Below are 12342 nucleotides of genomic sequence, written 5' to 3'. Positions count from 1 at the left end.
ATTCCCGAATCATGACCTCGACTCGGGCATCAGTCATGCCGAACCTGGCGACTACAGCTCCTTGATCAACAGGGCGTTCGATCCCGCGAAGTCTGTCTGATTCGGGTTCAGGTTCCTCGCCAGGTTGGGGTCGATTCGCCGGTGGCGCGGTTGGTGTGGACGAACCGTTTTGCGAGCAATCGCCGCGGCGACAGTCTCCGCCGCCGCCTGCCCGGTCGACCGCAGCAGATGGGCGTAGGTGTTCCCGGTCATCGACGTCGAAGAGTGACGCAGGATCTTCGACACGGTCTTGATGTCGATGCCTTCCCCAAGCATGATCGACGCCGAACCGTGTCGAAGGTCGTGTAGCCGATTGGGGGAGAGTAGCCGCTCGCCGATCTCGTCTCCCACCTCCAGGTCGAAAGGCAGTGGCTCGGCCAGGCGCAGTACCGACCGGGCGCCCTGGGCGGCGATGCCGAGTATGGTCACCTGTCCGACCGGCAGCCGGTTCCGGTACAGGGTCCACACGCCCGCCGCCGGCCGGTAGCGGGTGCCGATGACGACCATGTCGTCGTGAAGCTCGACGAGGGCGACGCCGTCATCTGCGCGATGCGTTGACTAGAACCCGGCTCGCGGTATTTTGGTCGGCGCTCCGACTTTCTCCCAGGCGACGATCAGCTCGGCGAGGGCATTGACGGCCTGTGTCCGTTCTTCCGGGGTCATCGGGACGGTTTCGATGCTGTCGATGGCCGGGCGTATGGCGGGTTGCCGCCGGGGTCTTGTGGCTGGACTGTCCTCGACGTCGGCGGCCGAGTCGCTGTTCGCGGCGTCCGTGACGTCGCTGTCAGGGTCGTACGCCATTTGCGGCTTTCGCCTCCGTCGATCGCTGGCCTTCGCTGTGGCTGGCATAACCTGCCGCGCCCGTGCGGCGTGGGAAGCCGACACCGCCCGACGCGCCGGACGCTGGGTGGACCTCGGCTTCGAGGAGCACGCCCCGCCAGGATCACCTCCTACTCTGGCCTGCGTCCTGATCTCGCGGCAGTGGACTACGCTCGGGCCACCTGATCATCGTGGTCTGACAGGTGGCCGTGTCGGTCTTGACAGGTGGACCGCGGCCGCGTGGCTATAGCGTCAACGCTATGACCTGGGGTACCGTCGAGCTGGAACCGGAAGTTCGGGACTGGCTGGAACGGCTGCCGACCGTGCATTTCGCGACGGCCGCTTTCTATGTGGATCTGCTCGCCGAGCAGGGTCCGTTGCTGGGTGAGCCGTACACGCGGCAGTTCGACGGCAAGCTGCGGGAGCTGCGGTTTCATCTGGAGGGCCGGGCGATCCGGGTGACCTACTGGATCGCGCCGGGGCGGAGGGTGGTGCCTCTGACGGTGTTTGCCAAGTCGCGGATGAGGGAGGTCGCCGAGGGCGAGGCGCGCGCTGGCACGCTGCCTGACAGGGCCGCACACGGTGGGCGAGGGCGAGGGGGGCGACGGCGATGGCTGAGCGGGCGGACTGGGCGGGGCTGAGGGAACGCCGGATGGACGAGCCGGGCGCGCGCGAGGCCTACCAGGCAGCCAGGCTGGCATTTGAGCTGGGCAGGTCGGTGCGGGAGCTGCGCCAGCGGCGCGCCTGGAGTCAGACCGAACTGGCCCGCGCGGCGGGCATGACGCAGTCGGCGGTAGCGCGGTTCGAGGCCGGTGGCACCGTACCGACACTGCCTGTGCTGGAACGGCTCGCCGAGGCTCTTGACGCCGACCTCGACGTCCGCGTCATCCCTCGTTCAGCGGCGTAACGGGCATCCTGGCATGCCGCTCGCCCGCACGCGAGCCGGTGGTTTCAGTCCGCCTCGCCGGGTCAGCTGCATGCGGCGAGTGAGACCCGGCCACGATTATGGTCACCAGGCGGGCCAGGGCGGGCGTCCGGACCCACCAGACCCGCGGAACGCGTGTTCGACTCGGTGGATGATGTTGTCGACCGGAGACTCACGGGACCTCGTCCCTGGCCAGGAGCCTCGTGGAGACTGGTCGGACAGTGATTTCGGGTCCCTGAACCAAGATCAAATGGTTCTTATTGTGGTGCGTTAGGTCCACGAGCCGGCCCGTCGTGCTCGCCGATCTTTGATCGGCTTCGCGGCGGGCCGCGATGTTTCCCCGGGGGCAACCCCCGGACCCCCGTTCGGCCGGCGTGGAGTTGGCCCAAGGTGGTCAGGTGGTCTCGGGCGGGCCTTCGGGAGCTCGCGGGCGCTATCCGTCGGCGGGGCGGTGGGATCATGGTGTCGTCCGGTTCATGACGGGACGCCGTGGGGAGATTCTGGGGTCGTGTTCGGTTCGGCGCCCGGGTGGCCCCGACCCAGATTCTGGCCAGCCTCACGGGCGGCGTGGTCCGGGACGACCCGCTTGATCTGCTCACCAGTACGTCGAGTGCTGGCCTGGTATCCCGACGATGTCTGGCGCTGTGTCCTGGCCGCCGGCTGGCTGCGGGTGAGCCAGGAGGAACCGTTCGTCGGCCGCACCGGTGGCTGCGGCGATGATCGGTCAGGACGGGGATGATCCCTGTGGTGGCTCCGAACTCCTGAGCTTTCTCTACGACTGGCTGGTTGCCGACGACGACTCCGCAGGCCGTCTGGGGGCGCGTTCGGCTGAAGATCGGACGATGGGGTGCCTCACGTGTTGCCCGGAGTCCACTCCATCGACATGCGCGGATCCTCGATCCGCACGACTTCGAACCCGAGGCGGGTATAGAGGGCCTGTGCGGGATTGTTGACGAAGACGCTGAGCCGGACCGGAACGCCGCGCCGCTGAGCAGCCCGAAGGATGCCCCGTAACAGATGGGTGCCAATGCCACGACCTTGGGCCTCGGGGATCAGCGCGATCTCCTCGACGAAGTCGTACTCACTCCGGTGGATGACACATGCGTAGCCGACGGGTCGCCCGCTCTCCTCGACCACGGCAAATGGCAGGTCGGCGAACTCCCTGTCAGCGGTTATGCGCTGTTCCGCATCGTCCCACCCCGACGTCTGTTCGACGTATGCCCGCAGGGCGGCTCGCCTCACGCCGAAGAGGAACTCTCGATCGCTGATCAGAGCGGGCCGACCCCGAAGGTCATGGGAGCGGGTCATGGTGTGAGGCTACGAGTTCGATCATTTCGCCATCAGTCGGGCTAGCAACAGGCCGAGGGACGCCGCGACCTGGCGGTCCGGCGGGCTTTCGGCTTGACGCCGCCTCATGGCAGCAGTGCGACCGGCTTCGTGAGGCGGACGACGGAGAAGTGCCGCCGGTCGAGGGTCGCGATGGCATCGGCACCGAGCCGTTCGGTGATCGCGAGAACGGAGGCGTCGACGGCGCCGAGTGGGAAGTCGCTGTACTTTTCGACCAGTTCGACCATCCGGTCGAGGTCCTGGCGAGCAAGTGGGATCAGGCTGATCTGTCCGGTGCTGATGGAGCGCAGGAATGCGGCTTCGGCGCGGGTGCCTTTCTCCCGTTCGAGCATGAAACAGACTTCGGTCAGGACGGGATAGGGAACGAGTAGCGGCCGGGTGTGCGCCGCATGAGCGCGACGCTGCGGGCGTGGTGCTCGTCGTCGGTGTCGGCGGCGGCGATCAGCGGCCCGGTGTCCCAGACAATCACTCGGGGTCGCGCCCCAGTTCCGCGCGCAGGATCTCCGCCGAACGGGCGGCGAGATCGCCCTTGCCGCTGGCCAACGCACCTACGAAATCCGGTAGTGGCCACTCGTCGCCGCCGCTCTCGGCGGGCGCGTTCTCGCGCACGAGAGCCAGGATCGGCGCCACGTGCGACTCGGGCAGGCGGTCGATCAGACTGTGCAGCTCGTCCCGCAGAGTACTCACCCATCGAGGATACGACCGACGCGTGGCCAGCCACTGAGATCCGCCGGGACGCGAGCTGCACGGCGGATCTCAGCCCCGCACGGCCGCCACGGTCGCGGTGTGGGCCGCGCCGACGACGTAGACCAGGTTCTGGCCGGTGAGGTCTTGGCGGAACTCCGCCGAGTCTCCGTAGCCGGCGTCGGCGAGGACCGGGCGGGCACACCATCCGGTGAGTTCGGCTGGGGCTTGCCGCCAGGGATGCGGCGCCAGGCCAGGACGAGGGCGACACACCCCTGACGGGACGACGGGACCCGCTCGGCGCCGCCAACGGGACCGCAGCGTCCGGACCCGCCAGACCTACGGAACGCGTGTTCGATTCTGGCGATGATGTCGCGAGTCGAGTGCTCACTCGGCATCGCCCCTGGTCGGGAGCCTCGCAGAGACCGGGCGGACGGTGATCTCAGGACCCTGAACCAAGATCAGGCGGTTCTTATTGTGTTGCGTCAGGTCCACAAGAGTTGTGATGTTTGAAACTTGATCATCACGGCTCGCACCCTGGAAAGCGGTTAGGCCGTTCGGGTAGATGCCCAACGGCACCGTCGCACCCCCGTAGTGGGTCCCGACAGCACTACAGGCTGTCGGGCATGCCTGCCTGATAGGGGGTTTCCGGGTCGGCTTGTTCTGAAGCGTCTGAGACGTTCTGAGCCTTGATCAGGATCTCGGTTTCCCGAGTGAGCCGCTCGGCAAGATCGTTTGTCAGGATCTGGGCCAGTGGCGGGTAGACGTCCGACCCGTGGATGCCCTTATCCATGATCCAAAAGCGTTGAAAAGCGGCCTGGTTGAGTTGGCGTTTCACGACCGGCGGGACGGTTCGGTAAAGGGTGTGGCCGTCCTCGCACAGGCTGAGAATTCGGTCAAGCACGGTGCCGACGGATTTCCACTCACCTTCGCAGGCGTGGAGGGTGGCGCGTGCCTGGGCGGAATCAAGTGGTCATGGCGACGCATGCTTTGTCAGTAGATCGTTGAGGACCTCGGCGGGTGTCGCCCAGTCCAACGTCTGGCGTGGCCTTCCGTTCAGCTGCGCGGCTACTTTATCGAGTTCGTCCCGGGAATGCAAGGACAGGTCGGTACCCTTCGGGAAATACTGGCGGAGAAGCCCGTTGGTGTTCTCATTCGACCCACGCTGCCAGGGTGAATGCGGATCACAGAAGTACACCGATATCCCGGTCCGGAGGGTGAAGTCGGCGTGGCGGGCCATCTCTTTCCCCTGGTCCCAGGTCACACTGTTACGAAGGAACTCGGGAAGGGTCTCCATCTTTCTCGCCAGCAGGTAGGCGACCTTCTCGGCGTTGCGGTCGTAGGGAATACGCACCAGCATGACGAACCGCGTGGTACGCTCCACGAGCGTCGCGATCTGGGACTTGTTTCCCTTCCCGATGACGAGGTCGCCCTCCCAAAAGCCGGGTACCGCGCGGTCGTCGGCCTCCTTCGGCCGCTCGCTGATGTTGACCATGTCGACGATCTGGCCACGGGCCACGGTCGTCCGGGACCGGTTCACCCGCCTGGTCCGGCCCTTACGCAACGCGAGCTTCAGCTCGGTACGCAGCTCACCGCGGGCCTGCAGATACAGACACTCGTAGATCGTCTCGTGAGACACCCGCATGCCTTCGTCGTCGGGACAAGCCTTCTTCAGTCTCTCCCCGATCTGTTTCGGTGACCACCTCTCCGCCAAGCCCGCGTTGACCGCGTCATGCAGCTCCGGCGACGCCACAGGCTTCCGCTCCTTCGGACGCGCCCGCATCGCGTCACAACGCGCCTGCGCATCCACCGCCCGGTACGCACTCCCGCCGCCGTTACGCTCAATCTCCCGCGAGACCGTCGAATGATGCCGGCAGAGCATCGCCCCGATAAACCGCGCCGAACGGCCCTGGCTCAACTCCCGGGAAATGACCTCCCGATCCTCGACCGTCAACAGCTCCCACCGCACCATCCACCATCCCATCCCTCAACACCATCACGATCATCCTATCGGGGCGTCGCTACGACCGTTTGACCCTGCCTTGGTTCAGGTCCCGGTCGATCCGCTGCTGTTCTTCTTTCATGAAATCTTCGCTGATCGCGCCGTTGTAGTAGGAACGCATGCACAGGCGCCGTTCGTCGTCCAGCGCGCCGATTTTCCGTTTCTGCCGGTCGGCCTGTTGTGCCCCGTTGGCGGTAAGGCTCTGGGCGCTACCAAGAACGATGTCCCGGATACTGGCTTTCTGCCGTGGGGTGATCTCCACACGACGCCACCATTCCTCGACCATCTTTTCGACGACCTCGATCGTGACGTAGGGCTGCCGGCAGATTCCGCGCTGCCGGCCGAGTCAGTAGAAGTAGGGGGGTCCGGCAGGTCGGGCTGGCTCATCTGCTGGCGCATCCCAGCACCCGGCTGCTCACCGACGTCCCGGTCGCCGCGGTGGAGGGCGTGGGCGCGGACCTGGCGGGCTTGAACGTGGCCGGGCGCGAGGCGCTGGCCGAGCGGGTCGGGCACGTTCAGGAGGTCCGCACGGGGTTCCGGCGGGGCTGCGCGGAGCTGGCGTTGCCAGCCTGTACGGCTTCGCCGCCACCTTCCAGCCCGACGCCCACTTCGGATGCATTCTGGCTGCCTACGGCGGGATCTTCGTCGCCAGTTCGCTGCTGTCGGGCGCGGTGGCCGACGGCTGCCGACCCGACAGCTTCGCCATCACCGGTGCGCTGATCTGCCTGACCGGCATGTCCGTGATCATGTTCGCGCCGGGCGGTCACTGACCGACTCACTCGATTCGCGGCGTCCGGGTCGCACAGGGACCGCAGGCCCCCCACTCGATCAATGCCGTCTGCGGCTCGCGACCCGATCCTTGCCGCCCGCGCGCTGTCACAGCAGACCGGATCATCACAAGATCAGCACCGGATCCAAGACTCGCTACCAGAGTCACCGGAGGGTAGCTGTCTACTGGGGGCCCGAAAATCTGTCCCCGCCGTACTAGACATCCGGCGCCACGCTGGGTACAGTTCCTCTCGTAGCCAAGAGAGTCCATGGTCGCGGCAGACAGGAACTGCCGCGAGCAGGACGGCGGCCAGGGTAGGCCGCCGAGCATCACCGCGACAAGTTCGGCAGAACCTAGGTGACCCACGAGGAGAGGGGAGCAGGCACCATCAGGATCGCCCGGGCGATGGGCATTCTCGCTCGGTCACCGCGCAGGCCCCGGATTGGAAGGTGGTCCCCGGTCACGCATATGCGATCCCCGCAGCCCCGCCCTCTCGGGTGGGCAGGCGGGTTCCAGTGCCCGGCGCGTCTTGGCCGGTAGATGGTGGTGAACCCTCGGGGCCCGGTGCTATATGGCACCGGGCCCCTCGACGTGTCCCGAGAGGCGCGATGACCCCTGAAAGCGCTCGTAGACCAGCCGACAGTCTCGACGACGACGACTACCCCGCCTACACCATGGGCCGCGCGGCCGAGATGCTCGGCACCACGCCGGCCTTCCTGCGGACCCTCGGCGAAGCCCGCCTGATCACACCGCTTCGCTCCGAAGGCGGCCACCGCCGTTACTCCCGCTACCAGCTGCGTCTCGCGGCCCGCGTCCGGGAACTCGTCGACCAAGGCACCCCCATCGACGCCGCCTGCCGCATCGTCATCCTCGAAGATCAACTCGCCGAAGCCCAGCAACTCAACCAGCAGATACGCGACAGCCAGCCGTCGCCCGCCGAAACCCCGGACGCGCAGACCAACAGCAAGCGGACCAGTCGGGATGTGGCCCCGCCCTTCGGGTAGCGGTGGTGGACGCGACGTCGCAGGCCAGCCGCCGCAGACCCGTGGCGAACACAGCCACCGAACGACCCCGTCCAAGTGGCCGCCCCGGAGGGCCAGCTAGTCGAGTTCGACCCAGACGCGTTTACCGTCGCCGTGCGTCTCGACTCCCCACCGGGCGGTGAGCACATCGACGATGTGCATCCCACGGCCCCGCTCATCGGAGTCGACGATCTCCCGAGCCATCGGCCGCACCGACGACCCGTCGGCGAGTTCCAGGCGCAGCACCTCACCGGTGACCCGAAGCTCCAGCCGCAGTTGCCCCTGTTCACAGGCGTGCTGCACGGCGTTGGTCACCAGCTCCGACACCACCACCGCAGCATCGTCAATCTGATGCTCATGGCCCCAGGCCAGCAACAACCCCCGCAGCACCTCTCGAGAAGCGCCCACGGAACGCGCGGCGAACGGGAGCTCCACACTTGGCCGACCAGCCCCTGTCGCGCACCGCGACCAACCCCTCATCCCGTCGATCATGTCTCTCACCGGCCGTCGTGCCTACCCACGGACTCCACGAACCGTGCCCGCAGCCGGCCCCTTCGCGTAGCCCACACCGCGTCAAGCGGATCTTCACCGCTCCTGCCAAGCTAGCCCCCGCCAGCGCGCTGCTGGCCCACGGGGCAGGCAGCCTGCTGGGCTGGTATTCGTCGTCGCGTCCACCACGACAGCGGTCCTAAGGCTGGACGCGACAGCCTAACTACCGAGCCGTACACCCCCTGGGTCGGGTCGACACCGGACGGTCTCACGGGGCGCCTCCTGGGATTCCGCCCGGACGGCCGACCGGGGTCTTGCCTCAGATGTGCCGCCAGTGCTATATAAAATATGGGTCAGCCACCACAGATAAGTGGTGACCCAACGCTCTGATCGACAAAATCGTGATCGTGGAGGTGGAGTTCCGATGTTGGTGCGCACCGACCCGTTCAGGGAGCTGGATCGACTCAGCCAGCAGGTGCTCGGCACCCTGGGCACGGTGGCCCGGCCGACCGGGATGCCGATCGACGCCTGGCGCGAGGGCGAGGAGTTCGTGGCGGAGTTCGATCTGCCCGGGGTGGACCCGGCCACTGTGGATCTGGACGTCGAACGCAACGTGCTGACCGTGCGGGCGCAACGTCCGGCACTGAAAGGGGACCGCGAGGTCCTGGTCGCCGAGCGGCCACGCGGTGTGTTCAGCCGCCAGTTGATCCTGGGCGACAACCTGGACACGGAGAAGATCACCGCCAGCTACCACGCCGGCGTGCTGACCCTGCGGATCCCGGTCGCGGAAAAGGCCAAGCCCCGGAAGATCGCTATCGACACCTCCAGCGACGACCGCCGGTCCATCCACGCCTGAGCCGCGGCTGGACCGATGACGAACCTGCAGGGTGCGGCGCCGGTCCGGCCAGTCGAGGCGCAGCTGGCCGACTTGATCTGCTCCGACCCCGACCTGCTGCACGCCGAGTTCGACGCGATCATCTCGGCCGGATGGGACAGCGACGTTCCGACGGGCGGGCCGGGGCGGCCACCCGCGCCGAGACCAGCGCCGCAGGGACCACCACGGACCGCCTGCCGTTCACACCCTCACCGATCCGGACCGCCGATTACCCGACGACTCCAACGGAGAGCCGGGCAGCGGGCGCCGCCCGACAGTCCGAACCATGACACCGAATCACCGACACGCCGAAGGGAGACATAGCCACCGCTCACGACCCCAAGAAACTCCCATCATCACGTCGCTTCGCGCGCAGGTCTGGCCCCGGCCGCCCTACCGGGACCAGACCTGCTGAGGTGCCTCTTTTCTTCCGGACAGTGCCCCCTACTAGTGTCCTGAGTCGTTAATTCGTTGGCAGTAGGCGCCGAGGGTCTCGAGGATCTCGTCGGCGGTCTTGGCCCAGACGAACGGCTTGGGGTCCTTTGCAGGTCGTGCCCCTTCGGAACCGAGGCATCGATCAGTTTCAGAAAACGCAGGAACTCCTGCTGGCGGTGGCGCCGGTAGTGATGGGCGATCACCGAGCCGGACGCCGGGTCCAACGCGGCGAACAGGCTGGTCGTGCCGTTGCGGACGTAGGTATGGGTCATCCGCGACGGAGTACCGGGCATCATCGGCAAGACAGGCGCGGTGCGGTCCAAAGCCTGGATCTGGCTTTTCTCATCCACGCATAGAACGATCGCCTTCTCCGGTGGGTCGAGGTAGACGCCGACCACGTCGCGAACCTTCTCCACGAACTCTTCCACGTCTCGACCAGATGCGGTTTCAGGCCGAACGCACGCCACATCCGTGACACCGTCGACTGCGACAAACCCGACGCCTTCGCCATCGATCGCGTCGACCAGTGGGTGTCCCCGTTCGATGGCGCCTGCTCCAACGTCTTCGTGATCACCGCGTCCACCTGGTCGTCGGACACCGTCCGCGGACGACCCGGCCGTGGCTCGTCGACCAAACCCTCCAGCCGATCTTTCAGGAACCGGCCCCGCCACTTCGCCACCGTCGCGATCGACACCCCGACCGCCGCCGCGACCTGCCCGTTCGTCGCCTCCGACGCGCAAGCCAAAACGATGCGGGAACGCGTCGCCAACGCCTGCGACGTCTTCGGTCGACGCTCCCAGCCCTCCAGCACCCGCCGTTCATCAGCGGTCAACTCGATCTGCACAGCACGCGGACCCGGCATACCCCAAGCATATAAGATCTACATGCGAATTAACGACTCAGGACACTAGTGTCTCGTGATTTCGCTTCCTTTATTATTCATTGTTGGCAACCAGTTTTTTGATGTTGGTCTCGACGAGTTTGACCTTGGCCAGAATCTCCCCGGCTGTCGCGGTCCAAGACGAACTGCTCCGCAGGGGAGTTCCAGTGCTTGATGTAGTCCCGGATATGCTTGACCAGCACCTTGACTGAACTGAAGGTGCCCCGGCGGATTGACTGCTTGGTGATGATGCCGAACCAGGTTTCGATCTGGTTGTTCCACGATGACCCTTTTGGGGTGAAGTGGAAGTGGATTCTGGGGTTCTCCTCAGAGCCAGCCTGGTCAGGAGCCGCCGGCAGGGGCTGGGTGCTTAGCCGAGCGTCAATCATAAAGGAAGTGGCATCACGGAAAACTAGTCGGTAACTGTCACGGGACGCGTCTCGCGACGTTCTTCTGTTCGCTCTGGTTTTCTTCACAGGCGCCCGGGTTCGGTCGTAGCGGGGGCTCCCTCCTGCGGGTGGCGCGCAGCCCGTTCTCGCTCACGGTCCGCTTCCGTCGGCCCGCCCCCTGGCTCGTCCAGAAGTACTCGTTGTCGTACGAGACGACCCACGTTCACGGGCAGCGGCGGCCCTACGCACACCTGTGCACGATGCGACACGTGACTCGCGGCGGTCGACGAACTCGTTCGCGATCTTCGACTGGCGTCGGCATATCCGGTTGGCGACCCTGTGGCCCAGGCGAGGGTTGACTGACGAGCCGCCGTGATGTCGGAGAGCCTGATCGAGTTGGCGCTTCGGAGACCCGCGTCAGGACGCGGTCGCCGCCAGTGCGAGCAGCACCAGGGCGCTGACCGCGGCGATCGTCCGGATGGAGTTGAAGTAGTCCCAGCGGGCGCGCTGGGACTGCCAGTCGCTGGGCGGGGCGTCCGGCGTCCAGGTGGCCATCGCGTTGTTGATCGGGAGATCGCCCCGCACCGTGACGATGATGTTGGTGAAGACGGCCACCGCGGCGACCGCGGCCAGGATCGCGCAGGTTGCGGGGCCAGCTACGGCGGCGACCACCGCCAGGGCCACCGTCGAAAGCAGGCCGGCGATCTGCAGCGGCTTCATGAACTTCGGATAGCTGATATCGAACGCCTGCTTGACGAGCACGTAGGTCGTCGCGGGCAGCGAGTGCATCGCGGGCCGCACGGCGACCAGACCAATGGTCATTGTCCCCGCTACGAGGCCGGTCAGAACGAGGGAGACCACTACAAGGGACGAGACCATGATCTTCGGTACTCCATCCATCAGGCGCGGCTGAGTGGCTGCATTCGTACCAAGCCGGACGGGTCGTCGCCGCCCGTTGTCCACTTCATGCCTGGCCTGGCGGATGTCCCAGCGGAGCGGGCCTGGCCGCCGCCCGATTCAGCCGAGATGGGCGAAGACGACGACGTTGTCGTGGTAGTGGCCGGTACCGTGGTTGAAGTGGCCGCCGCAGGTGATCAGGCGAAGCTGTGCGCCGCTGCCCGAGTGGTGGACCTCCTGGTCCAGGAAGTCGGCCTTCGCGAACTCGGCCAGCCTGTCCACGACGAAGGTCGCGGTCGTGACGTCCGCCCGGTCGACGAACACCCTGGCGCCCGCGCGCAGTCCGCGCAGCCGGTAGCAGTCCGCCGGGCCGCCTGGTGGTGTGGGCCTACCGCAGCGGGTTCGTCAGGGCGGCACTCACCTACCCACAGATGATGCGACAATTCGGGATATTCAGGTGTGATCCGTCTGGCAGCGTCGTGCTGGGGCGGCGGAGGCACGATGGTCAGATGGACGCCGATCCTCTGCTGACCGTCACCGAAGTCGCTGACCGCCTTCGCCTGACCGCGTCCTCCTGGCGCGCCTCCGTCGCCGACGGATCCGCGCCGAAGCCCGACGACCCCGACGACGGCAAGGAGCCCCACCGGCGGCGGCCGCGCTGGCACCGCTCGACGGTGGATGACTGGAACGCCCAGCGCCGGCGCCGCAACCGCCCGCACGAGACTCCGGCCAGCCCGGGGGCCACCGAGGCCGGCTGACCGGCGTCAGTCC

Annotated in this window: 20 protein-coding genes and 2 pseudogenes; 7 read left to right on the top strand and 15 right to left on the bottom strand. The window is 66.5% G+C overall.

What is annotated here, in order from left to right; all coding sequences use genetic code 11:
- Positions 1-51: 51 nt before the first annotated feature.
- Both MXD60_RS00685 and MXD60_RS00680 read right to left on the bottom strand, forming a co-directional pair.
- Positions 52-546, bottom strand: coding sequence for a tyrosine-type recombinase/integrase (locus MXD60_RS00685; RefSeq protein ID WP_248816699.1), 495 nt, complete (start codon positions 544-546; stop codon positions 52-54).
- A gap of 51 nt (positions 547-597) precedes the next feature.
- Positions 598-840 (bottom strand): hypothetical protein, encoded by a 243-nt coding sequence (locus tag MXD60_RS00680; protein ID WP_248816698.1) that lies wholly within the window; start codon positions 838-840, stop codon positions 598-600.
- A 278-nt stretch (positions 841-1118) separates the two neighbouring features.
- Between MXD60_RS00680 and MXD60_RS00675 the strand changes: the two genes are divergently transcribed.
- The 3 genes from MXD60_RS00675 (at position 1119) to MXD60_RS29185 (ending at position 2522) form a co-directional block, all read left to right on the top strand.
- On the top strand, positions 1119-1499 hold the full coding sequence (locus tag MXD60_RS00675; RefSeq protein WP_248816697.1) for a type II toxin-antitoxin system RelE/ParE family toxin: 381 nt from the start codon (positions 1119-1121) through the stop codon (positions 1497-1499).
- Entirely contained in the window at positions 1469-1765 is a 297-nt protein-coding gene (gene relB, locus MXD60_RS00670; protein ID WP_248816696.1) for a type II toxin-antitoxin system RelB family anti-toxin, read from the top strand. Before MXD60_RS00675 ends, relB begins: the two co-directional genes overlap by 31 nt.
- 469 nt (positions 1766-2234) lie before the next feature.
- Positions 2235-2522, top strand: a complete 288-nt coding sequence (locus MXD60_RS29185) for a DUF4037 domain-containing protein (protein WP_308222325.1) — start codon at positions 2235-2237, stop codon at positions 2520-2522.
- A 113-nt stretch (positions 2523-2635) separates the two neighbouring features.
- On the opposite strand, the gene MXD60_RS00660 is transcribed toward MXD60_RS29185, so the two are convergent.
- From MXD60_RS00660 to MXD60_RS00630, 8 genes and pseudogenes are all read right to left on the bottom strand, one after another.
- Positions 2636-3091: a GNAT family N-acetyltransferase gene (locus MXD60_RS00660; RefSeq protein WP_248816695.1), complete on the bottom strand. Its 456-nt coding sequence runs from the start codon at positions 3089-3091 to the stop codon at positions 2636-2638.
- 104 nt (positions 3092-3195) lie between these two features.
- The gene (locus MXD60_RS00655; protein WP_248816694.1) at positions 3196-3462 is read right to left on the bottom strand and encodes a PIN domain-containing protein; all 267 of its coding nucleotides are present in this window, start codon (positions 3460-3462) and stop codon (positions 3196-3198) included.
- A gap of 14 nt (positions 3463-3476) precedes the next feature.
- Positions 3477-3599 carry a hypothetical protein gene (locus tag MXD60_RS28450; protein WP_283097538.1) on the bottom strand — a complete coding sequence of 41 codons (123 nt, stop codon included), beginning with the start codon at positions 3597-3599 and terminating at the stop codon, positions 3477-3479.
- Entirely contained in the window at positions 3596-3817 is a 222-nt protein-coding gene (locus MXD60_RS00650; RefSeq protein WP_248816693.1) for a hypothetical protein, read from the bottom strand. Before MXD60_RS00650 ends, MXD60_RS28450 begins: the two co-directional genes overlap by 4 nt.
- Positions 3818-3907: 90 nt before the next feature.
- A pseudogene (locus MXD60_RS00645) lies at positions 3908-4135 on the bottom strand (transposase); the annotation flags it as partial.
- Positions 4136-4424: 289 nt separating this feature from the next.
- Positions 4425-4718, bottom strand: coding sequence for a hypothetical protein (locus MXD60_RS00640; RefSeq protein ID WP_248816692.1), 294 nt, complete (start codon positions 4716-4718; stop codon positions 4425-4427).
- Between the two features lie 69 nt (positions 4719-4787).
- Positions 4788-5786, bottom strand: a complete 999-nt coding sequence (locus MXD60_RS00635) for an IS30 family transposase (protein WP_248816691.1) — start codon at positions 5784-5786, stop codon at positions 4788-4790.
- A 49-nt stretch (positions 5787-5835) separates the two neighbouring features.
- Positions 5836-6102: a hypothetical protein gene (locus tag MXD60_RS00630; protein ID WP_248816690.1), complete on the bottom strand. Its 267-nt coding sequence runs from the start codon at positions 6100-6102 to the stop codon at positions 5836-5838.
- 259 nt (positions 6103-6361) lie between these two features.
- Between MXD60_RS00630 and MXD60_RS00625 the strand changes: the two genes are divergently transcribed.
- The gene (locus MXD60_RS00625) at positions 6362-6586 is read left to right on the top strand and encodes a YnfA family protein (RefSeq protein ID WP_308222329.1); all 225 of its coding nucleotides are present in this window, start codon (positions 6362-6364) and stop codon (positions 6584-6586) included.
- Between the two features lie 607 nt (positions 6587-7193).
- Positions 7194-7589, top strand: coding sequence for a helix-turn-helix domain-containing protein (locus tag MXD60_RS00620; protein WP_248816689.1), 396 nt, complete (start codon positions 7194-7196; stop codon positions 7587-7589).
- A gap of 96 nt (positions 7590-7685) precedes the next feature.
- Here MXD60_RS00620 and MXD60_RS29620 read toward each other — a convergent pair whose 3' ends face one another.
- Positions 7686-8087, bottom strand: coding sequence for an ATP-binding protein (locus MXD60_RS29620; RefSeq protein WP_283097564.1), 402 nt, complete (start codon positions 8085-8087; stop codon positions 7686-7688).
- A 433-nt stretch (positions 8088-8520) separates the two neighbouring features.
- On the opposite strand from MXD60_RS29620, the gene MXD60_RS00610 reads away from it, so the two are divergent.
- A complete protein-coding gene (locus MXD60_RS00610; protein ID WP_248816687.1) occupies positions 8521-8952 on the top strand; it encodes an Hsp20/alpha crystallin family protein in 432 nt (143 codons plus the stop codon).
- A 465-nt stretch (positions 8953-9417) separates the two neighbouring features.
- On the opposite strand, the pseudogene MXD60_RS00605 reads toward MXD60_RS00610, so the two are convergent.
- From MXD60_RS00605 to MXD60_RS00590, 4 genes and pseudogenes are all read right to left on the bottom strand, one after another.
- Positions 9418-10267, bottom strand: a pseudogene (locus MXD60_RS00605) (IS630 family transposase).
- 77 nt (positions 10268-10344) lie between these two features.
- Positions 10345-10674, bottom strand: coding sequence for a transposase (locus MXD60_RS00600; protein WP_248816686.1), 330 nt, complete (start codon positions 10672-10674; stop codon positions 10345-10347).
- A gap of 417 nt (positions 10675-11091) precedes the next feature.
- On the bottom strand, positions 11092-11553 hold the full coding sequence (locus MXD60_RS00595) for an anthrone oxygenase family protein (RefSeq protein WP_248816685.1): 462 nt from the start codon (positions 11551-11553) through the stop codon (positions 11092-11094).
- 138 nt (positions 11554-11691) lie between these two features.
- The gene (locus tag MXD60_RS00590) at positions 11692-11922 is read right to left on the bottom strand and encodes a sortase domain-containing protein (RefSeq protein WP_368861157.1); all 231 of its coding nucleotides are present in this window, start codon (positions 11920-11922) and stop codon (positions 11692-11694) included.
- Between the two features lie 158 nt (positions 11923-12080).
- Here MXD60_RS00590 and MXD60_RS00585 point away from each other — a divergent pair, with 158 nt between their 5' ends.
- Complete coding sequence (locus tag MXD60_RS00585; RefSeq protein WP_248816683.1) at positions 12081-12329, top strand: hypothetical protein; 249 nt, start codon at positions 12081-12083, stop codon at positions 12327-12329.
- The last annotated feature ends 13 nt before the right edge of the window (positions 12330-12342 follow it).

The organism is Frankia sp. AgB32 (assembly GCF_023243045.1).
GTDB lineage: Bacteria > Actinomycetota > Actinomycetes > Frankiales > Frankiaceae > Frankia.
Note: the sequence above shows the minus strand (reverse complement) of the source record. Positions and strands in the feature narration are given on the sequence as shown.